22 protein-coding genes and 8 pseudogenes are annotated in these 18,469 nt (G+C 46.9%); 15 read left to right on the top strand and 15 right to left on the bottom strand.

Going from position 1 to position 18,469, the window contains the following annotated elements:
- Positions 1 to 8: 8 nt before the first annotated feature.
- The 3 genes from ACQGXV_RS04280 to ACQGXV_RS04270 are packed head-to-tail and all read left to right on the top strand — an operon-like array spanning position 9 to position 1,044.
- The gene (locus ACQGXV_RS04280; protein WP_440867232.1) at positions 9 to 221 is read left to right on the top strand and encodes a transposase; all 213 of its coding nucleotides are present in this window, start codon (positions 9 to 11) and stop codon (positions 219 to 221) included.
- On the top strand, positions 222 to 587 hold the full coding sequence (locus tag ACQGXV_RS04275; protein ID WP_440862584.1) for an IS630 transposase-related protein: 366 nt from the start codon (positions 222 to 224) through the stop codon (positions 585 to 587). It begins immediately after the preceding gene.
- Entirely contained in the window at positions 511 to 1,044 is a 534-nt protein-coding gene (locus ACQGXV_RS04270) for an IS630 family transposase (RefSeq protein WP_440867179.1), read from the top strand. The genes ACQGXV_RS04275 and ACQGXV_RS04270 overlap by 77 nt, the downstream gene beginning before the upstream one ends.
- Positions 1,045 to 1,073: 29 nt before the next feature.
- Here ACQGXV_RS04270 and ACQGXV_RS04265 read toward each other — a convergent pair.
- Positions 1,074 to 1,217 (bottom strand): annotated as a pseudogene (locus tag ACQGXV_RS04265) (hypothetical protein); the annotation flags it as partial.
- 119 nt (positions 1,218 to 1,336) lie between these two features.
- Between ACQGXV_RS04265 and ACQGXV_RS04260 the strand changes: the two are divergent.
- Positions 1,337 to 1,765, top strand: a pseudogene (locus ACQGXV_RS04260) (transposase); the annotation flags it as partial.
- Between the two features lie 773 nt (positions 1,766 to 2,538).
- On the opposite strand, the pseudogene ACQGXV_RS04255 reads toward ACQGXV_RS04260, so the two are convergent.
- A pseudogene (locus ACQGXV_RS04255) lies at positions 2,539 to 2,793 on the bottom strand (DDE-type integrase/transposase/recombinase); the annotation flags it as partial.
- A 9-nt stretch (positions 2,794 to 2,802) separates the two neighbouring features.
- Positions 2,803 to 3,105: pseudogene (locus tag ACQGXV_RS04250) on the bottom strand (integrase core domain-containing protein); the annotation flags it as partial.
- A 53-nt stretch (positions 3,106 to 3,158) separates the two neighbouring features.
- On the opposite strand from ACQGXV_RS04250, the gene ACQGXV_RS04245 reads away from it, so the two are divergent.
- Positions 3,159 to 4,297, top strand: a protein-coding gene (locus ACQGXV_RS04245) for an IS3 family transposase (RefSeq protein WP_440862953.1) whose coding sequence is annotated in 2 segments (ribosomal slippage) — positions 3,159 to 3,396 and positions 3,396 to 4,297 — 1,140 coding nt in all. Because the reading frame shifts where the segments join, the coding sequence is not laid out codon by codon here.
- Here the strand turns inward: ACQGXV_RS04245 and ACQGXV_RS04240 are convergent.
- A pseudogene (locus tag ACQGXV_RS04240) lies at positions 4,298 to 4,623 on the bottom strand (IS3 family transposase); the annotation flags it as partial. It abuts the gene before it with no gap.
- A 30-nt stretch (positions 4,624 to 4,653) separates the two neighbouring features.
- Between ACQGXV_RS04240 and ACQGXV_RS04235 the strand changes: the two are divergent.
- The 4 genes from ACQGXV_RS04235 (at position 4,654) to ACQGXV_RS04220 (ending at position 5,906) form a co-directional block, all read left to right on the top strand.
- Complete coding sequence (locus tag ACQGXV_RS04235) at positions 4,654 to 5,019, top strand: IS630 transposase-related protein (RefSeq protein ID WP_440862584.1); 366 nt, start codon at positions 4,654 to 4,656, stop codon at positions 5,017 to 5,019.
- Positions 4,943 to 5,365, top strand: a complete 423-nt coding sequence (locus ACQGXV_RS04230; RefSeq protein WP_440867231.1) for a transposase — start codon at positions 4,943 to 4,945, stop codon at positions 5,363 to 5,365. Before ACQGXV_RS04235 ends, ACQGXV_RS04230 begins: the two co-directional genes overlap by 77 nt.
- Positions 5,366 to 5,453: 88 nt before the next feature.
- A complete protein-coding gene (locus ACQGXV_RS04225; RefSeq protein ID WP_440863482.1) occupies positions 5,454 to 5,570 on the top strand; it encodes a hypothetical protein in 117 nt (38 codons plus the stop codon).
- A 15-nt stretch (positions 5,571 to 5,585) separates the two neighbouring features.
- The gene (locus ACQGXV_RS04220) at positions 5,586 to 5,906 is read left to right on the top strand and encodes a hypothetical protein (protein WP_440864960.1); all 321 of its coding nucleotides are present in this window, start codon (positions 5,586 to 5,588) and stop codon (positions 5,904 to 5,906) included.
- A 5-nt stretch (positions 5,907 to 5,911) separates the two neighbouring features.
- Here the strand turns inward: ACQGXV_RS04220 and ACQGXV_RS04215 are convergent, their stop codons facing one another.
- Together ACQGXV_RS04215 and ACQGXV_RS04210 are read right to left on the bottom strand one after the other, a co-directional pair.
- Complete coding sequence (locus ACQGXV_RS04215) at positions 5,912 to 7,153, bottom strand: multifunctional CCA addition/repair protein (RefSeq protein WP_440867230.1); 1,242 nt, start codon at positions 7,151 to 7,153, stop codon at positions 5,912 to 5,914.
- 226 nt (positions 7,154 to 7,379) lie between these two features.
- Complete coding sequence (locus ACQGXV_RS04210; protein WP_440864959.1) at positions 7,380 to 8,000, bottom strand: TIGR04211 family SH3 domain-containing protein; 621 nt, start codon at positions 7,998 to 8,000, stop codon at positions 7,380 to 7,382.
- 242 nt (positions 8,001 to 8,242) lie between these two features.
- On the opposite strand from ACQGXV_RS04210, the gene ACQGXV_RS04205 reads away from it, so the two are divergent.
- A complete protein-coding gene (locus ACQGXV_RS04205) occupies positions 8,243 to 9,574 on the top strand; it encodes a CYTH domain-containing protein (RefSeq protein WP_440867228.1) in 1,332 nt (443 codons plus the stop codon).
- A 513-nt stretch (positions 9,575 to 10,087) separates the two neighbouring features.
- Here ACQGXV_RS04205 and ACQGXV_RS04200 read toward each other — a convergent pair.
- From ACQGXV_RS04200 to ACQGXV_RS04185, 4 genes are all read right to left on the bottom strand, one after another.
- The gene (locus ACQGXV_RS04200; RefSeq protein ID WP_440864958.1) at positions 10,088 to 10,840 is read right to left on the bottom strand and encodes an IS630 family transposase; all 753 of its coding nucleotides are present in this window, start codon (positions 10,838 to 10,840) and stop codon (positions 10,088 to 10,090) included.
- Between the two features lie 120 nt (positions 10,841 to 10,960).
- Positions 10,961 to 11,107, bottom strand: a complete 147-nt coding sequence (locus ACQGXV_RS04195; protein ID WP_440864191.1) for a helix-turn-helix domain-containing protein — start codon at positions 11,105 to 11,107, stop codon at positions 10,961 to 10,963.
- Positions 11,108 to 11,139: 32 nt separating this feature from the next.
- A complete protein-coding gene (locus tag ACQGXV_RS04190) occupies positions 11,140 to 11,379 on the bottom strand; it encodes a transposase (protein WP_440864735.1) in 240 nt (79 codons plus the stop codon).
- A 148-nt stretch (positions 11,380 to 11,527) separates the two neighbouring features.
- The gene (locus ACQGXV_RS04185) at positions 11,528 to 11,659 is read right to left on the bottom strand and encodes a hypothetical protein (protein WP_440864734.1); all 132 of its coding nucleotides are present in this window, start codon (positions 11,657 to 11,659) and stop codon (positions 11,528 to 11,530) included.
- A 435-nt stretch (positions 11,660 to 12,094) separates the two neighbouring features.
- Between ACQGXV_RS04185 and ACQGXV_RS04180 the strand changes: the two are divergent.
- Positions 12,095 to 12,844 (top strand): annotated as a pseudogene (locus tag ACQGXV_RS04180) (transposase family protein).
- Between the two features lie 85 nt (positions 12,845 to 12,929).
- Here the strand turns inward: ACQGXV_RS04180 and ACQGXV_RS04175 are convergent.
- Together ACQGXV_RS04175 and ACQGXV_RS04170 are read right to left on the bottom strand one after the other, a co-directional pair.
- Positions 12,930 to 13,196 (bottom strand): hypothetical protein, encoded by a 267-nt coding sequence (locus tag ACQGXV_RS04175; RefSeq protein ID WP_440864957.1) that lies wholly within the window; start codon positions 13,194 to 13,196, stop codon positions 12,930 to 12,932.
- Positions 13,197 to 13,671: 475 nt separating this feature from the next.
- The gene (locus ACQGXV_RS04170) at positions 13,672 to 14,595 is read right to left on the bottom strand and encodes an IS5 family transposase (protein ID WP_440864956.1); all 924 of its coding nucleotides are present in this window, start codon (positions 14,593 to 14,595) and stop codon (positions 13,672 to 13,674) included.
- A 403-nt stretch (positions 14,596 to 14,998) separates the two neighbouring features.
- On the opposite strand from ACQGXV_RS04170, the pseudogene ACQGXV_RS04165 reads away from it, so the two are divergent.
- A pseudogene (locus ACQGXV_RS04165) lies at positions 14,999 to 15,598 on the top strand (IS5 family transposase); the annotation flags it as partial.
- Here the strand turns inward: ACQGXV_RS04165 and ACQGXV_RS04160 are convergent.
- Positions 15,558 to 15,785 (bottom strand): hypothetical protein, encoded by a 228-nt coding sequence (locus tag ACQGXV_RS04160; protein WP_440864955.1) that lies wholly within the window; start codon positions 15,783 to 15,785, stop codon positions 15,558 to 15,560. The pseudogene ACQGXV_RS04165 and the gene ACQGXV_RS04160 sit on opposite strands and share 41 nt — an antisense overlap.
- A gap of 224 nt (positions 15,786 to 16,009) precedes the next feature.
- Between ACQGXV_RS04160 and ACQGXV_RS04155 the strand changes: the two genes are divergently transcribed.
- Positions 16,010 to 16,375, top strand: coding sequence for an IS630 transposase-related protein (locus tag ACQGXV_RS04155; protein WP_440862584.1), 366 nt, complete (start codon positions 16,010 to 16,012; stop codon positions 16,373 to 16,375).
- Positions 16,299 to 16,889, top strand: coding sequence for an IS630 family transposase (locus ACQGXV_RS04150; protein WP_440867226.1), 591 nt, complete (start codon positions 16,299 to 16,301; stop codon positions 16,887 to 16,889). The genes ACQGXV_RS04155 and ACQGXV_RS04150 overlap by 77 nt, the downstream gene beginning before the upstream one ends.
- Before the next feature lie 199 nt (positions 16,890 to 17,088).
- Here the strand turns inward: ACQGXV_RS04150 and ACQGXV_RS04145 are convergent, their stop codons facing one another.
- Together ACQGXV_RS04145 and ACQGXV_RS04140 are read right to left on the bottom strand one after the other, a co-directional pair.
- Positions 17,089 to 17,406, bottom strand: a complete 318-nt coding sequence (locus tag ACQGXV_RS04145) for a transposase (protein ID WP_440867225.1) — start codon at positions 17,404 to 17,406, stop codon at positions 17,089 to 17,091.
- A gap of 25 nt (positions 17,407 to 17,431) precedes the next feature.
- Complete coding sequence (locus ACQGXV_RS04140) at positions 17,432 to 17,797, bottom strand: IS630 transposase-related protein (RefSeq protein ID WP_440862584.1); 366 nt, start codon at positions 17,795 to 17,797, stop codon at positions 17,432 to 17,434.
- A gap of 35 nt (positions 17,798 to 17,832) precedes the next feature.
- Here ACQGXV_RS04140 and ACQGXV_RS04135 point away from each other — a divergent pair.
- Positions 17,833 to 18,159 (top strand): annotated as a pseudogene (locus tag ACQGXV_RS04135) (transposase); the annotation flags it as partial.
- Positions 18,160 to 18,469: the final 310 nt, after the last annotated feature.

Raw genomic sequence — 18,469 nt, 5'->3', positions numbered from 1 at the left:
GTAAACCTATTGTTTTTATTGATGAAAGTGGTTTTTCACACGATGCCCCACGGACTCACGGCTATTCCCCAAAAGGTCAACGGTGTTTTGGCCTGAAGAACTGGGGAGCTAGGGGAAGAACAAATGTTATCGGCGCTTTATTAGGCACAACGCTGTTTGCTATCGGATTATTTGATATCAATATTATAGCTAAACGACTTAATTTTGATTACATTATTTAAATGAGCTATTCAATTGATTTTAGACGTAAAGTGATATCTACACGGAAAAACGAAGGGTTGAGTATCCGAGAAACAGCGAAGCAATTTCGGATTGGCCCTGCCTCTGTATCGCGTTGGATTAATCAAATAGAGTCAAAAGCATCGACCACGCGTCAGCGAAAGATCGATAAATCCGAGTTGATAAAAGATGTTGAACAATATCCAGATGCTTACCAAAAAGAACGTGCAGAGCGTTTTGGCGTTTGTCAGAAGGCCATTTGGCAAGCGCTTAAAAAGCTGGGATTGACCTATAAAAAAAACTCTACGTCATCCGAAAGCCGACGAAAACGCCCGGCAGGGATTTCAACAAAAAAAACAACAGTATGAAAAAGAAGGTAAACCTATTGTTTTTATTGATGAAAGTGGTTTTTCACACGATACCCCACGGACTCACGGCTATTCCCCAAAAGGTCAACGGTGTTTTGGCCTGAAGAACTGGGGAGCTAGGGGAAGAACAAATGTTATCGGCGCTTTATTAGGCACAACGCTGTTTGCTATCGGATTATTTGATATCAATATTAACAGCGATGTTTTCTATGCCTGGGTCACACAAGTCCTTATCCCAGTACTCCCTAAAAACAGTGTAATCATGATGGACAATGCCACTTTTCACAAAAAACATAATATTCAACAAGTCATCATCGATGCAGGGTATATGGTGGAGTATTTGCCTACATATTCGCCAGATCTTAACCCAATTGAGCATAAATGGGCACAAGCAAAAAGCAAAAAAAGAGAGATGGGTTGCGATACAGAGAGTTTGTTCTCAGTCCATATGGTGTAATCAAAATTAAGTCGCTTGGCTATACCGTGGCGGTGCTCCGGTATGGCGCTGGCAACCATCGCCGGTGGCGGGTCTATGGGTTTCATCAGCTTAATCCAGTCCCGTTCACGCTGAGACAGCTTATCAGCGGCAACGGAGAAGAGGACAGTATCGATACTTTTACGGGTCATCATGACAGGAAGGCTCTGAGCAAAATATGTTGTCAGATCATACATATTAAAATCAGGCTATGGCAACTCAGAGTCAGGCAGGCGGCGGGTTTTCAATTTGCAGCCGTCAGGCTGCCCTGTTCTCGCTCAGTGGAACGACAGATGCGCAGGCACTGCCGGGGCTGATAAACCAGATCCACCGGAAAATCAGGGAAGCCTCTGCGGACGGGGCTTATGACGCCCGTTACTGCCACGATGCGTTGCTGAGAAAAAAAATCAGGCCGCTCATTCCTCCGCGAAGCGGGGCACAATACTGGCCAGACAGGTACCATGAGCGTAACCACGCCGTGGCGAATCAGCATCTGAGCGGGGGTAATGACGCCTGGAAAAAGAAAGTGGGTTATCACCGGCGTTCAGTGGCAGAAACGGCGATGTTCCGCCTCAAAACCCTGTTGGGCGCGCACCTGAAGCTGCGGGACTATGACGCACAGGTCGGAGAAGCCATGGCGATGGTTAAGGCGCTGAAACGCATGACGCTGTTGGGCATGCCGGACAGCATCCGCATCGCATAACGGCAACCCCTGTGGGGCCATCCAGCCAGTAGCTAACTCTGATTTATTCAACAAAGCCTCGCGCTATAGCAACAAGCAGGTTGAGGCTTTACGCTACAACGATAAGGCACTGGAAAAATTCAATGACATCCTGCTTGCGGAGTTGGAGGCTGCAAACAGCGGACTCGTATAGCTAAATAGCTAATATGTCATAAATAGCTGATGTAATACCGCTACAACCTACAAGCCTTGTGGCATAAGGGATAACCAGCTTGCAGCCCCAAAAGCTTTTTATATCAAAGCTCAGGAGTGATAGTGAATAGCAGAAAAATAATAAACTATAGTTATCAAATGATCTACTATTCTGAACAGCTATTTATTATGCATTTATTTATTAACAATATAATATATAAAGGATTATTTATTACCTATAGGATTACCTCCTCCGGGAACTTCATGAGCTGTTGCAACTACAGCTACGGATGATGACATAATAATTGCAAGTGCACACACGGAAGAAAAAAGTAATTTTTTCAAATTCATAATTTGATATCCTTACTATCTTTATATAGATCACTCAAAAAGTGAGTGTGTATTAACAGTTAACGTGCACCGAATGAATGCGAAATATATATTAATGGTGCATCCGATACTGTTAGATTAAACATATATCAAATATAGCTCATTTGAATACAGAATAATCCGAATACTGGATGAATCCATTTAAGATGCTGATAAGATTATATTTTCATGACAATGAGGCTGCATGCAAAATACATGTGCTTTGTTTTGGGAAAGTGTTCGCCGTGGATCAGCTCCACCTTCAGGCTGTGAAAAAAACTTTCAGCACACGCGTTATCATAACAGTTGCTTTTCCCACTCATGCTACATGTTAATTTACTGATTTTAATTAACTTCTGATAATCATCAGAACAGTACTGACTGCCACGATCCGAGTGGACGATGACGCCCTCTGGGGAACCCCGTCGGCTCAGGGCCATCTGCAGGGCATCGCAGACCAGGCCCGACTTCATCCTTACCGACATTGACTGTAGTGGTCAACTAAATTTGGCCACCCTACCTGACTGTTGATGGAACAGCCGTTCTGATTCATTTGGTGTTAACCCACCGTTATACCAGTGAGGTCTGACATCGCTATAATAATGGGTTATGTAGCGAATAATGGATGATTGAGCAGTACTAAAGCTTTGGTAGCCAGTCGTTGGCACCCATTCAGTCTTCAGACTACGGAAGAATCGCTCCATCGGACTATTATCCCAACAATTTCCTCTGCGACTCATACTTTGTGTCATCTGATAACGCCACAATGCCTGCCTATACTCACGACTGGTGTAATGGCTGTAGTGGTTGAATAATCAGGACACTAAACTTACATCCAAAACGGAGGTGTTTAGTGAACCATAAACGACAATTTACCCCTGAGTTTAAAAAGGAAGCCGTTGCCCTGGTAACAGAGCAGGGCTATACGATAGCCAGGGCAGCAGCATCGCTGGGCATAAGCAACAAAACCCTGCATACATGGGTCTCGCTGGCACGCGAGCAGAGCAACGGCGTACTCAGCGATGATGAACGTGCAGAGTTAAAACGGTTACAAAAGGAAAACAAAGAGTTACGTACAGAGAAGGAGATACTAAAAAAGGCGAGTGCCTTCTTCGCGAAACATATGTCGTGAGATACCGGTTCATTCTCGACAATGCCACTGACTTCAGCGTTCGTACACTCTGTCGGGTCATGCGTGTGACGGCCTCTGCCTGGTATGCATGGCGAAAAAAGCCCGCCGAACCGCTGCAAAAAGACGTGGAGGTCCGGGTCAGGTTAAAGGCGCTGTTCGCCGCCAGCAGGCAGGGAGCAGGAAGCCGGACGCTGGTCAAAAGGCTTCGTGGAGAAGGCATCATAATCAGCCGCTGGCGGGTGAGGAAACTCATGCAGGAAGAGGGGCTGGTCTGCCGACAGCGCCGGACTTATAAGGTCACGACAAAACCCCGCCCGGGTGCAGAGGTGGCCCCAAACCTGCTGAACCAGAATTTTAACCCGCCGGGGCCAAATCAGGTGTGGGCGAGTGACATCACGTATCTGAAGACCGGTGAAGGCTGGCTGTATCTGGCGGCTATTATGGATTTGTACTCCCGGCAGATAGTGGGCTGGCAGGTGGACAGACGGATGACCTCATCGCTGGTCTGCGGGGCCCTGATGCAGGCATATAACCTGCGAACTCCCCCGCCGGGCCTGGTGGTGCATACGGACAGGGGGGCGCAGTACACGGGACAACGCTTTCAGGCGCTGCTGAGCAGCTACAGGCTGAGGAGCAGTATGGGAGACGTGGGTGCCTGCTGGGATAATGCGGTGATGGAGCGCTTCTGGGGCAGTCTGAAACATGAATGGTTGCTGCTGGTACCCCAGCCAACACGGGCTTACATGGAGCAGGATGTGGCGACGTATATCCGCTACTACAACCTACACAGGCATCATGCCGCTAACGGGGATCTGTCTCCGGTGCGTTATGAACAAATGGCTGAGAAAAAAGTGTCCTGATTTACTTGACCAGTGCAAACTGCTTCGGTGAACATTAAAAATACGACACAACGCTTTCACTGGATAAAGCGCTCTTAGCTTTTCAACTACCGAGAATTTTTCAGTGAGTCGGACATTAAGAGCGCAGTAGCCTTTTTTAAGATGGCATTCTCCATTTCCAGTCGGTGGATTTTTTTCTTCATTTCTCTGAACTCAATTTGTTCAGGTGTTAATGGCAGACCAGGCGATGTTTTCCCTTGACGTTCTAAACGAAGGGCTCTTACCCACCGGCTAATCGCTGAAAGACTGACGTTCATGGCTTTCGCGGCTTCCTGGTAGGTATAGCTAAACGACTTAATTTTGATTACATTATTTAAATGAGCTATTCAATTGATTTTAGACGTAAAGTGATATCTACACGGAAAAACGAAGGGTTGAGTATCCGAGAAACAGCGAAGCAATTTCGGATTGGCCCTGCCTCTGTATCGCGTTGGATTAATCAAATAGAGTCAAAAGCATCGACCACGCGTCAGCGAAAGATCGATAAATCCGAGTTGATAAAAGATGTTGAACAATATCCAGATGCTTACCAAAAAGAACGTGCAGAGCGTTTTGGCGTTTGTCAGAAGGCCATTTGGCAAGCGCTTAAAAAGCTGGGATTGACCTATAAAAAAAACTCTACGTCATCCGAAAGCCGACGAAAACGCCCGGCAGGGATTTCAACAAAAAAAACAACAGTATGAAAAAGAAGGTAAACCTATTGTTTTTATTGATGAAAGTGGTTTTTCACACGATGCCCCACGGACTCACGGCTATTCCCCAAAAGGTCAACGGTGTTTTGGCCTGAAGAACTGGGGAGCTAGGGGAAGAACAAATGTTATCGGCGCTTTATTAGGCACAACGCTGTTTGCTATCGGATTATTTGATATCAATATTAACAGCGATGTTTTCTATGCCTGGGTCACACAAGTCCTTATCCCAGTACTCCCTAAAAACAGTGTAATCATGATGGACAATGCCACTTTTCACAAAAAACATAATATTCAACAAGTCATCATCGATGCAGGGTATATGGTGGAGTATAGCTAAGCGACATTATTTTGATAACAGCCAGCTATGCTTCTTTGCCATATATCAGGGCATCGGCTGTAATCATTTTTAAGTCGGTTGGCTATATTTGCCTACATATTCGCCAGATCTTAACCCAATTGAGCATAAATGGGCACAAGCAAAAAGCAAAAAAAGAGAGATGGGTTGCGATACAGAGAGTTTGTTCTCAGTCCATATGGTGTAATCAAAATTAAGTCGCTTGGCTATATTGCCGCAGGCATCGGATGACGTCACGGCGCAGATGCGCGCGGCCATCAACGTCAACGTTCAGCCGTTAACGCTGGCGGGATGGCGCAGCCTGTTTCTTGACAGTGGTTTCAGCCAGGTGGAGAACGCCCAGGGGGCAATGACGTTGATGACGCCGTCTGGCATGATTTACGATGAAGGCTGGGGCGGCGCGGCAAAGATTGTGCGCAATGCGTTGAAGGCGGAAAACCGCGCAACCTTCCTTCAGCTGTTTCGCACTTTCCGCCGCTACCGGCACCAGCTTAACTATATTGCGGTTTGTAGTACTAAATAAGCGGTTTACGGGGTTGAAGCGGGAATTTTCTGCGCTTTCCACGCGGTGATCGCAGCAATACGTCGCTGGTGCAGCTCATCGCGCACGCCAATACCCTGAAAACCGTCGGCGACGACGGCGCTACTGGTGACCGCACTGGCAACGGTAAATGCCTCGCGCAGGTAGTCGCCTTGCGGATAGGGCGATTCCTCAAAACCGGTGCGGCCACGGGCATCCGCTTCACTGGTGAGCACCAACTTCTCCAGTCGTTCCGGCTTGCGCCATACGTCCAGCGCATCAAACAGTTTCATCAACGTTTTGGGCTGCAAAACCGTTACGGTATGCGCCAGGTCATGATATTCCGCCACCAGCTTAGCCAGGTCGCGCAGCGCATTAGGCACGCGCAAGCGCTGGCAAAGTTGCTCCACCAGTTTCACCCCTGCCGGGCCGTGTCCGTGGTGGCGAGGCCAGAGCGCCGGCGTCGTCAGCGCTTTTCCCACATCGTGGCACAGCGTTGCAAAACGCACATCAATCTCGGGGGTGAGGCGAGCGGCAATCATCAGTGTCATCAGCGTGTGAACGCCGCTGTCGATTTCTGGGTGCCACTGTGCCGGGGCGGGTACGCCGTACAGATTGTCGATTTCAGGAAACAGCACCGCCAGCGCACCGCAGTCGCGCAGTACCTGAAAATAGACGTGAGGCGAGCGGGTTGCCAGCGCCTTTTCCGTCTCTTTCCACACCCGTTCGGGTGTCAGAAAAGCCAACTCGCCCTCGCGCGTCATAAATTGCATCAGCGCCAGCGTTTCCTCCGCGATGTGAAAACCGAGATGGGCAAAATGCGCGGCAAAGCGCGCCACGCGCAGCACGCGCAGCGGATCTTCCTGAAAGGCCGGAGACACGTGGCGCAGCAAACGCTGTTGCAAATCGTACCGACCGTGGTAGGGATCAACCAGCTCACCCTCTGCGGTTTGGGCGATGGCGTTGATGGTCAGATCGCGCCGCAGCAGATCCGCTTCCAGCGTAACATCGGGTGCCGCATGGCAAATAAAGCCGGTGTAGCCGTTTCCGGATTTGCGTTCAGTACGCGCTAGCGCATACTCTTCTTTGCTTTCCGGGTGCAAAAATACGGGGAAATCCCGCCCGACCTGCTGGTAGCCAAGCGCTAACATCTGTCCCGGCGTGGCCCCCACCACTACCCAGTCACGCTCTGACACCGGGAGATCGAGTAAGGAGTCCCGCACTGCGCCGCCAACCAGATAACTCTTCAATACAAACTCCAGGCCGTCAAAGATGACTGACATTCTTTACTCATCCAGCCATTCCTGCGTCGACGGGGATCGCTTACCGGTCAAATGCATGCCTTTGGCAAGAGATCCTCTGCCTGCGCCGAGGATGGTGGGAATACTACGTTAACATAAGGTTAATAGTTACATACCTATCGGCCTGCCGCAATCTATGCTGCAGGCCAATGTGATGCGTGATGTGGCTTACGCTTCAGCGCATCCAGCGATCGTTTTTCTTTCTGCTGGGGATCAGGTGCGGTAGCAGCAAACCGATCAGCAAGCCGATTCCCGCCACGCCACCGCCGTACAGGAACCATTGCAAAATGATTTCCCGTTGCTTGTCATCCAGTTGCACATTGGCTGCATCGACCTTCTTTTGCGCGACAATCAGCTGATTTTTTAAATCCTGATTTTCGTTACGCAGCGCGGTGATGATATTGTCGCTGGCAGACACTTTTTGCTGCATATCGGCGGTACGCTGGTTCCATTCCTGATCGATATTGCCTAATCGCGCGGTGAGATCGGAAACCTGCTTTTCCAGTTCCGGCACGCGCAGGCGCAGGCTTGGCGTTTGGCTCAGTTGATTGAGCGGCAACCAACTGGTGCGATCTTTGCTATCGCGAATTTGGGCATAGCCGGCATTTTCATTCACGCTGAGTACGGTGACTTCCTCACCCGCATTGAGCGTGCCAATGATTCGATATTGGGTACCAGGGCCGGTATGAATATAGGTCGACAGCTCATCGGAGATGTAGCGTTTATCTTCTGCATGACTCGCCCAACTCAGTGTGAGGCTGACAAAGGTGAAACAAACGAGGCCTAATTTCATCATGTTGCGCGAATGGTTGGGTGATAGTAGAGGCATAAGTCTGACGAGGCAATGGGTAAACCGAAATGAGAACAATCCTATTACCCGCGCCGCGTGACCTGTCATTGTCACCCGGTCGGTGTTTTTCTACCGCAGATGTTAGGGGTAAGGTGGTGTAATATAGCAAACATCCCTATTTTTCGTCGCTGATGAATGGCTGTCAGCATCCGACCCGCCGGGTCATGCTTTTTTAGATTGAAATGATGATGAGTGAAGAGATCGAACTGAAGTTTATTGTGCACCCAGACATGGCCGCTACGCTGCCGCGCAAACTGACTGCCTGGCAAACAGACTACAGCCACAGCGAGCATCTGGAAGGGCGACTGCTTAGCAATACCTACTATGAAACGGCAGATAACACCCTGCGCCAACGTGGCATGGGGCTGCGTGTGCGCGGTGAGAACGGCCAGCACGAAATGACGCTGAAAACCGCAGGTACGGTGATCGGTGGGTTGCATCAGCATCCTGAATACAATGTGCCGCTGGCGAATGCCAACCTGGATATCCGCTTGCTACCCGCAGACGTCTGGCAGCCAGAGTGCGATGTCGACGCGCTTGCGCAGGCGCTACATCCGCTGTTTAGCACTCATTTTCAGCGTGAACAATGGGTTATCGCTTATCACCAAAGCTTGATTGAAATTGCTTTCGATCAGGGAGAGGTTGCTGCCGGTGAATTGAGCGAGCCTATTCTGGAATTGGAAATGGAACTGAAAGCCGGGCAAACCGATGATTTGCTGGCACTGTCGCAAGAACTGGCGGAGTGGGGCGGAATGCGCCAGGGCAGCCTGAGCAAAGCAGCCCGAGGTTATCATCTGGCTCAAGGTGCGGTACCGCGCGAATGTCGGGCGCTGCGTATGCTGATGTTGCCTGCCAAAAGCACCATCGATCAGGCGATAGGTGCGGCGCTGGAGCATGCGCTGGCCCACTGGCAATATCATGAAGAACTGTGCGCGCGCGGTGAACGCAAGGCACGGTTGCAAATGTTGGAAGCCAGTGCATTGATGCGTGAAATGCTGGTGCTGGTGGGCGGTGTGGTGCCGCGCAAAGTGACCACGCTGTTCCGCGCGGCACTCACTCATCTGGAAGAGCAGGTGGAACGTGAAACTGACGCTGAGAAGGTGTGCTATGACGCCAACTATCTTAACAGTAAGTTAGTGCTCACCTCATGGTTGGTTAACAGCACCTGGCGTGAACATATGGATAACAAAAGCCGTATGCGCCTAATGGGTTCTTATAAACGTTTTTGCGGCGTGATGCTGGATCGCGCCATGGCGGAATTGCGCTCCGTGTTCAGTCACCCGCTTGATGCGGATCACTATCAACAACAGTTGGCGCGTTTGAAACGTAACATCAATGCGTTCCTGCTGCTCTCCAGCGCCTATCCAGAAGCCGCCGTCGAGTCCTTTATCGCGCAGTGGCGTGCAGTAGAGCACGCTATCAAACACCTTCCTGCTTCGGGCGTGGACAGCGTGCTGGAAAGTGCGCGCCGCCAGGCAGTGGATCAAACGCCGTACTGGTTAAGCAGCGCCAGCGTGTAACGTATTATTGTTCCCCGGCGCGCCGGGATTCTCAGGGAGTTGCTATGTCGAATTCGCCATTCTCCACTGCGTTGCCGCCGCTGCTGGCGGAGCAGTTGAGTTAAATCACATAAAAGCCAAAAATATCAATGCATTGCCTGGTTTTTTCGCTCAAAAAACAGGCGACAAAATACAACAAAGCACGACATACACGACACTTTTATCAATAAGTTACCGTCCATTTCGACTTGCCGACTCCCTTCCTTAGGCGTGACAAATCACATTCACACCGCATTTTTACGCCACAGCACGGCACATCACGTCACAACCTGGCACAGTACGACACGCCAGCGTCACCCATCAACAAGCGCAATTAGGTGATGCGGACATTGGTTGATGGGATCATATAGTCATCCTTGTCATCAACTCCTAGAGTGGCAACTCATACCATGATCGTGCTTCCCAGCTTACTGGCAATGCCACCGGGGGCGTATTAGCCGAAATATCTGTTATAGCCAAGCGACTTAATTTTGATTACACCATATGGACTGAGAACAAACTCTCTGTATCGCAACCCATCTCTCTTTTTTTGCTTTTTGCTTGTGCCCATTTATGCTCAATTGGGTTAAGATCTGGCGAATATGTAGGCAAATACTCCACCATATACCCTGCATCGATGATGACTTGTTGAATATTATGTTTTTTGTGAAAAGTGGCATTGTCCATCATGATTACACTGTTTTTAGGGAGTACTGGGATAAGGACTTGTGTGGCCCAGGCATAGAAAACATCGCTGTTAATATTGATATCAAATAATCCGATAGCAAACAGCGTTGTGCCTAATAAAGCGCCGATAACATTTGTTCTTCCCCTAGCTCCCCAGTTCTTCAGGCCAAAACACCGTTGACCTTTTGGGGAATAGCCGTGAGTCCGTGGGGTATCGTGTGAAAAACCACTTTCATCAATAAAAACAATAGGTTTACCTTCTTTTTCATACTGTTGTTTTTTTTGTTGAAATCCCTGCCGGGCGTTTTCGTCGGCTTTCGGATGACGTAGAGTTTTTTTATAGGTCAATCCCAGCTTTTTAAGCGCTTGCCAAATGGCCTTCTGACAAACGCCAAAACGCTCTGCACGTTCTTTTTGGTAAGCATCTGGATATTGTTCAACATCTTTTATCAACTCGGATTTATCGATCTTTCGCTGACGCGTGGTCGATGCTTTTGACTCTATTTGGGCTTTGTTGAATAATTTAAGATACTGATTTATATAAGCATTATAAAATTTCAACGACTAATTTTTCCTCTCGGAATGCTTTTTATTGTGCTAACTATTTGATTTGTCGTTCTAACAAAATACATTCTCTGTAAATGCATTCTAACTAAAGAAGATGTAAATCAAACGGTTAAATTATTCAACAAAGCCCTCTATTTGATTAATCCAACGCGATACAGAGGCAGGGCCAATCCGAAATTGCTTCGCTGTTTCTCGGATACTCAACCCTTCGTTTTTCCGTGTAGATATCACTTTACGTCTAAAATCAATTGAATAGCTCATTTAAATAATGTAATCAAAATTAAGTCGTTTAGCTATATCTCCTTCTCTGTACGTAACTCTTTGTTTTCCTTTTGTAACCGTTTTAACTCTGCACGTTCATCATCGCTGAGTACGCCGTTGCTCTGCTCGCGTGCCAGCGAGACCCATGTATGCAGGGTTTTGTTGCTTATGCCCAGCGATGCTGCTGCCCTGGCTATCGTATAGCCCTGCTCTGTTACCAGGGCAACGGCTTCCTTTTTAAACTCAGGGGTAAATTGTCGTTTATGGTTCACTAAACACCTCCGTTTTGGATGTAAGTTTAGTGTCCTGATTATTCAACCACTACACTCTTCGCTGGGGGATATCAGCGGCAAAGTGGTGATTGATATTACTAACCCGCTGTCTGCTGATTACATGAGCCTGACGCTTGGTCACAGCACGTCAGCCGAGGAAGAGATTGCTAACGCTTTTCCGGCTGTACGCATCGTCAAAGCGTTTAACACCACGTTTGCACAGGTGATATAGCCAAGCGACATTATTTTGATAACAGCCAGCTATGCTTCTTTGCCGCATATCAGGGCATAGGATGTAATCATTTTTAAGTCGGTTGGCTATAACGGTGGTGAGTGCAGTCGGGGTTGCTGCAGCGAAATTCCCGGCTGCCCGTCAGTGGGGTGCCGCAGGCCAGCATCTTTGTGACAACCTCAATCTCTACAGGCCGGAGCGGGTATGCCTCCATGATGTCAGCCCATGCCCTGTTGCGCTGAAACATCAAACTAGTTGCTGAATAGAGACTTGCATTTTTTGTCAGGCTATTGAGAATAAAAAGAGGTTTAACTTAGAGAATAAAGGTTTGAAATGATCAACAAAGAGCGGTTGTTACGAGATAATCGTTTATGTAAAGCAATCATTGGATTATGAGTCGAAGAATTGAAAAATTTAGCCGCTGAATTTTCAGCTTGTTATTTGATTTATCGGAAAAAGAATCGAAAAGATCACGAGCGACAGATGGGTGCAGGGCAGAAAGTATTTATCCCAACCCCATTAGATAAACTGCTTTTTATTTTATTGTATTTAAAATGTTATCCGACCTATGATTTGCAAGGACTTCTTTTTGGTTTAGATAGAACACGGGTATGTCGCTGGGTAAAAATATTATTGCCGGTTTTAGAGATGACCTTGGGGCGAGAATGTGTTTTGCCCGCTCGTCAAATTCGCTCTGCTGAGGAATTTTTTCGCGCCTTTCCTGGAGTTAAAGACGTCTTTATTGATGGGACAGAGCGACCTGTCCAAAAGCCTAAGAATCTGCGTCGGCGAAAAAAAATGTATTCGGGAAAGAAAAGACAGACCACTCGAAAAGGGCTTATTATGACTGACGAAACAAGGCAAATTGGATTTATCCCCATGAGCAAAAATGGGCGCCGTCACGATAAACGCTTACTCGATAAAGTCGATATAATTCGCCATATTCCTCCTGAGGTAACCATCTGAGCAGATACCGGTTTTCAAGGTATAGATAAACAGCATCCTAATACACAAATCCCAAAAAAAGGAACTCGAAAAAGACCTTTATCGCCTGAACAAAAACAAGAAAATAAAATAATCTCGGGCATCCGTATTACAGTTGAACACGCCATCGCGGGTATCAAGCGCCTCGGTTGCATGACCCAAATTTTACGGAATCGTAGACCCTTTATTGATGATACCTTCTTACTCCTTAGCGCCGGTCTTTGGAATTTCCATCTCAGAACAGCGTAAAATTTACTTCAATCACCGAAACACCCTTACTTCACTATTAAGCAACACGCTTAGCGTCTTCATGGGGCGGGGCTGTATGCCGGTATCATCCGTGCGGGTCATCGGAGAGCATCTCCGCTTCGGTTTCGTACAGGTCAAACCGGCGACAGGTATGGCAGAAGGCAACGTAGTGGTACGGAGAATCAGGGAATTCACTGTAGAAGGTGGTCCAGAACCACTCTGTGCAGTCAGGATCGTTGTCAACGAAAAGGCGGAATTGCTGGTAAGGGAGGTTGCCCTGTCGGACCACCGTTTTGAAAATCTGCTTAACCATTTTTGTATGAACGCGCTGATGCTCAGGGGAATGTGACACGGGATAACCTTCGGCTGGCGGGTTTCAGAATATCGCTATTCTGCCACACTTCGATTTGCAGCCGCCAGGCTGCTTCGTTCAGGGCAGCGTATTGACGCTGTCCATGTTGTTTTCTTTATGATATAAACCCATCAATTTATCATGCGTCGTCAATAACAACATTTGGATGGCTTTGTTGAATAATTTAAGATACTGATTTATATAAGCATTATAAAATTTCAACGACTAATTTTTCCTCTCGGAATGCTTTTTATTGTGCTAACTATTTGATTTGTCGTTCTAACAAAATACATTCTCTGTAAATGCATTCTAACTAAAGAAGATGTAAATCAAACGGTTAAATTATTCAACAAAGCCATAAGCACCATGATAATACTATGGAAAACACCATAACGGATTATAAGAATGATATCCAAATGGGCTTTGTTGAATAAATCAGAATTAGCCGACAGGATGACTCCCTCTGCTACACCTGTTATCCTATCCTGACGCTGTGTGGCATACCCAACAACGTCATACGGTTCAGCGCTTTGACCATCGCTATGGCTTCACCTACTTGAGCCTCATAGTCACGCAGGCTCAGATGGCCACCCAGCAAAGTTTTTATGCGGAACATCGCTGTTTCTGCCACTGAACGCCGGTGATAACCCACTTTCTTTTTCCACATATCATTACTCCCGCTCAGACGCTGATTCGCCACCGCATGGTTACGTTCATGGTACTTGTCCGGCCAGTATTTGGCTCCGCTTCGCGGCGGGATAAGGGGCCTGATTTTCTTTCTTAGCAACGCATCGTGGCAGTAACGGGCGTCATAAGCACCGTCTGCTGACACTTGCCTGATTTTTCGGTGGGTTTGGTTAATCAGGCCCGGCAGTGCCTGCGCATCTGTCGTTCCGCTGAGCGATAAGTCGGCACAGATAATCTCATGCGTCGCACTGTCTGCTGCCAGATGAAGCTTGCGCCACACTCTTCGTCTGTCAGCCCCATGCTGCCTGACTTTCCATTCACCTTCGCCAAAGACCTTCAGACCGGTACTGTCGATGACCAGATGCGAGATTTCACCACGCGTTGGCGTTTTTATGCTGATACTGACGGTTTTTGCCCGCCGACTGACCAGAGAGTAGTCCGGGCAGCGCAGTGGCAGGCTCATCAGTGTAAAAACCGAGTCGACAAAGCCCTGTAATGCCCGGAGCGACAGGTTAAACACGCGCTTTATCATCAAAACCGTGGTAACAGCCATATCGGTGTAGTAAAGCGGCCGACCACGACCTTGAGGCGAAGAACTGTCAGTCCATGCAGCGATGGCCGACTCATCAAGCCAGACCGTCAGGGAGCCGCGTTGTCTGAGTGCTTTGTTGTAGGTGGGCCAGTTGGTGATTTTAAACTTTTGCTTTGCCATGGGGAGCTGCTATCGGGAGCGATGATAGTGCTTTGATCCGGCGATCCCCTGAAAGTTCGATTTATTCAACAAAGCCGAGTATAGAATGAAGCCCACGCTGTCTTATTCGATATTACTGCAAAGTCGGTTGGGTCTTTTTTGCTCATTATCGCATAAGCAAAATTGATGCGGTTATATTCGCCTAATTCTTTTTCTAAATGGTTTCTGATTGAAACGTTGATTTCAGTATTATTACAGAAAACAGTTGACATGTGTTTCCCCCATTGCCAAATAAAATTCTTGATAATCTATATCATAGGCTAAGAGCATGTTGTTACGGGGATTAAAGGCTTTGTTGAATAAATCGAACTTTCAGGGGATCGCCGGATCAAAGCACTATCATCGCTCCCGATAGCAGCTCCCCATGGCAAAGCAAAAGTTTAAAATCACCAACTGGCCCACCTACAACAAAGCACTCAGACAACGCGGCTCCCTGACGGTCTGGCTTGATGAGTCGGCCATCGCTGCATGGACTGACAGTTCTTCGCCTCAAGGTCGTGGTCGGCCGCTTTACTACACCGATATGGCTGTTACCACGGTTTTGATGATAAAGCGCGTGTTTAACCTGTCGCTCCGGGCATTACAGGGCTTTGTCGACTCGGTTTTTACACTGATGAGCCTGCCACTGCGCTGCCCGGACTACTCTCTGGTCAGTCGGCGGGCAAAAACCGTCAGTATCAGCATAAAAACGCCAACGCGTGGTGAAATCTCGCATCTGGTCATCGACAGTACCGGTCTGAAGGTCTTTGGCGAAGGTGAATGGAAAGTCAGGCAGCATGGGGCTGACAGACGAAGAGTGTGGCGCAAGCTTCATCTGGCAGCAGACAGTGCGACGCATGAGATTATCTGTGCCGACTTATCGCTCAGCGGAACGACAGATGCGCAGGCACTGCCGGGCCTGATTAACCAAACCCACCGAAAAATCAGGCAAGTGTCAGCAGACGGTGCTTATGACGCCCGTTATAGCCAAGCGACTTAATTTTGATTACACCATATGGACTGAGAACAAACTCTCTGTATCGCAACCCATCTCTCTTTTTTTGCTTTTTGCTTTTTGCTTGTGCCCATTTATGCTCAATTGGGTTAAGATCTGGCGAATATAGCCAAGCGACATTATTTTGATAACAGCCAGCTATGCTTCTTTGCCGCATATCAGGGCATAGGATGTAATAATTTTTAAGTCGGTTGGCTATAGTGTCAATTTCGAAGTGGCCAGGCTCTTGTTTAAGCTCGGCTTGAGCTGGGCGATACTCAATACCAACACGGTTGGGAATAGGGCCTGATTTGAGGTTTTCGGCATTGTACCTGTAACGTTTTCCCTGATGAGGAAGTTGCTGATATAGCTAAACGACTTAATTTTGATTACATTATTTAAATGAGCTATTCAATTGATTTTAGACGTAAAGTGATATCTACACGGAAAAACGAAGGGTTGAGTATCCGAGAAACAGCGAAGCAATTTCGGATTGGCCCTGCCTCTGTATCGCGTTGGATTAATCAAATAGAGTCAAAAGCATCGACCACGCGTCAGCGAAAGATCGATAAATCCGAGTTGATAAAAGATGTTGAACAATATCCAGATGCTTACCAAAAAGAACGTGCAGAGCGTTTTGGCGTTTGTCAGAAGGCCATTTGGCAAGCGCTTAAAAAGCTGGGATTGACCTATAAAAAAAACTCTACGTCATCCGAAAGCCGACGAAAACGCCCGGCAGGGATTTCAACAAAAAAAACAACAGTATGAAAAAGAAGGTAAACCTATTGTTTTTATTGATGAAAGTGGTTTTTCACACGATGCCCCACGGACTCACGGCTATTCCCCAAAAGGTCAACGGTGTTTTGGCCTGAAGAACTGGGGAGCTAGGGGAAGAACAAATGTTATCGGCGCTTTATTAGGCACAACGCTGTTTGCTATCGGATTATTTGATATCAATATTAACAGCGATGTTTTCTATGCCTGGGTCACACAAGTCCTTATCCCAGTACTCCCTAAAAACAGTGTAATCATGATGGACAATGCCACTTTTCACAAAAAACATAATATTCAACAAGTCATCATCGATGCAGGGTATATGGTGGAGTATTTGCCTACATATTCGCCAGATCTTAACCCAATTGAGCATAAATGGGCACAAGCAAAAAGCAAAAAGCAAAAAGCAAAAAGCAAAAAGCAAAAAAAGAGAGATGGGTTGCGATACAGAGAGTTTGTTCTCAGTCCATATGGTGCAATCAAAATTAAGTCGCTTGGCTATATGTAGGCAAATACTCCACCATATACCGGCTTTGTTGAATAATTTAAGATACTGATTTATATAAGCATTATAAAATTTCAACGACTAATTTTTCCTCTCGGAATGCTTTTTATTGTGCTAACTATTTGATTTGTCGTTCTAACAAAATACATTCTCTGTAAATGCATTCTAACTAAAGAAGATGTAAATCAAACGGTTAAATTATTCAACAAAGCCCCATATACCCTGCATCGATGATGACTTGTTGAATATTATGTTTTTTGTGAAAAGTGGCATTGTCCATCATGATTACACTGTTTTTAGGGAGTACTGGGATAAGGACTTGTGTGACCCAGGCATAGAAAACATCGCTGTTAATATTGATATCAAATAATCCGATAGCAAACAGCGTTGTGCCTAATAAAGCGCCGATAACATTTGTTCTTCCCCTAGCTCCCCAGTTCTTCAGGCCAAAACACCGTTGACCTTTTGGGGAATAGCCGTGAGTCCGTGGGGCATCGTGTGAAAAACCACTTTCATCAATAAAAACAATAGGTTTACCTTCTTTTTCATACTGTTGTTTTTTTTGTTGAAATCCCTGCCGGGCGTTTTCGTCGGCTTTCGGATGACGTAGAGTTTTTTTTATAGGTCAATCCCAGCTTTTTAAGCGCTTGCCAAATGGCCTTCTGACAAACGCCAAAACGCTCTGCACGTTCTTTTTGGTAAGCATCTGGATATTGTTCAACATCTTTTATCAACTCGGATTTATCGATCTTTCGCTGACGCGTGGTCGATGCTTTTGACTCTATTTGATTAATCCAACGCGATACAGAGGCAGGGCCAATCCGAAATTGCTTCGCTGTTTCTCGGATACTCAACCCTTCGTTTTTCCGTGTAGATATCACTTTACGTCTAAAATCAATTGAATAGCTCATTTAAATAATGTAATCAAAATTAAGTCGTTTAGCTATACTGCCACGATGCGTTGCTAAGAAAGAAAATCAGGCCCCTTATCCCGCCGCGAAGCGGAGCCAAATACTGGCCGGACAAGTACCATGAACGTAACCATGCGGTGGCGAATCAGCGTCTGAGCGGGAGTAATGATATGTGGAAAAAGAAAGTGGGTTATCACCGGCGTTCAGTGGCAGAAACAGCGATGTTCCGCATAAAAACTTTGCTGGGTGGCCATCTGAGCCTGCGTGACTATGAGGCTCAAGTAGGTGAAGCCATAGAGATGGTCAAAGCGCTGAACCGTATGACGTTGTTGGGTATGCCACACAGCGTCAGGATAGGATAACAGGGGCTTTGTTGAATAATTTAACCGTTTGATTTACATCTTCTTTAGTTAGAATGCATTTACAGAGAATGTATTTTGTTAGAACGACAAATCAAATAGTTAGCACAATAAAAAGCATTCCGAGAGGAAAAATTAGTCGTTGAAATTTTATAATGCTTATATAAATCAGTATCTTAAATTATTCAACAAAGCCGATAACAGGTGTAACAGAGGGAGTCATCCTGTCGGCTAATTCTGATTTATTCAACAAAGCCGGGATTAAACGGAATGCTTTTGGCTGAACACGTGGAGATTACCTTGCTGTGAGGTA

The organism is Symbiopectobacterium purcellii (assembly GCF_052050035.1).
Taxonomy (GTDB): Bacteria; Pseudomonadota; Gammaproteobacteria; order Enterobacterales; family Enterobacteriaceae; genus Symbiopectobacterium; species Symbiopectobacterium purcellii_A.
Note: the sequence above shows the minus strand (reverse complement) of the source record. Positions and strands in the feature narration are given on the sequence as shown.

What these genes read in the sequence shown, in the direction of transcription:
- ACQGXV_RS04205 (WP_440867228.1), top strand. Translation starts at nt 8,243, where the DNA reads ATGAGTGAAGAGATCGAACTGAAGTTTATTGTGCACCCAGACATGGCC.
- ACQGXV_RS04275 (WP_440862584.1), top strand. Translation starts at nt 222, where the DNA reads ATGAGCTATTCAATTGATTTTAGACGTAAAGTGATATCTACACGGAAA.
- ACQGXV_RS04155 (WP_440862584.1), top strand. Translation starts at nt 16,010, where the DNA reads ATGAGCTATTCAATTGATTTTAGACGTAAAGTGATATCTACACGGAAA.
- ACQGXV_RS04170 (WP_440864956.1), bottom strand. Translation starts at nt 14,595, where the DNA reads ATGGCAAAGCAAAAGTTTAAAATCACCAACTGGCCCACCTACAACAAA.
- ACQGXV_RS04160 (WP_440864955.1), bottom strand. Translation starts at nt 15,785, where the DNA reads ATGCGGCAAAGAAGCATAGCTGGCTGTTATCAAAATAATGTCGCTTGG.
- ACQGXV_RS04210 (WP_440864959.1), bottom strand. Translation starts at nt 8,000, where the DNA reads ATGATGAAATTAGGCCTCGTTTGTTTCACCTTTGTCAGCCTCACACTG.
- ACQGXV_RS04140 (WP_440862584.1), bottom strand. Translation starts at nt 17,797, where the DNA reads ATGAGCTATTCAATTGATTTTAGACGTAAAGTGATATCTACACGGAAA.
- ACQGXV_RS04195 (WP_440864191.1), bottom strand. Translation starts at nt 11,107, where the DNA reads ATGAGCTATTCAATTGATTTTAGACGTAAAGTGATATCTACACGGAAA.
- ACQGXV_RS04235 (WP_440862584.1), top strand. Translation starts at nt 4,654, where the DNA reads ATGAGCTATTCAATTGATTTTAGACGTAAAGTGATATCTACACGGAAA.
- ACQGXV_RS04185 (WP_440864734.1), bottom strand. Translation starts at nt 11,659, where the DNA reads ATGCGGCAAAGAAGCATAGCTGGCTGTTATCAAAATAATGTCGCTTGG.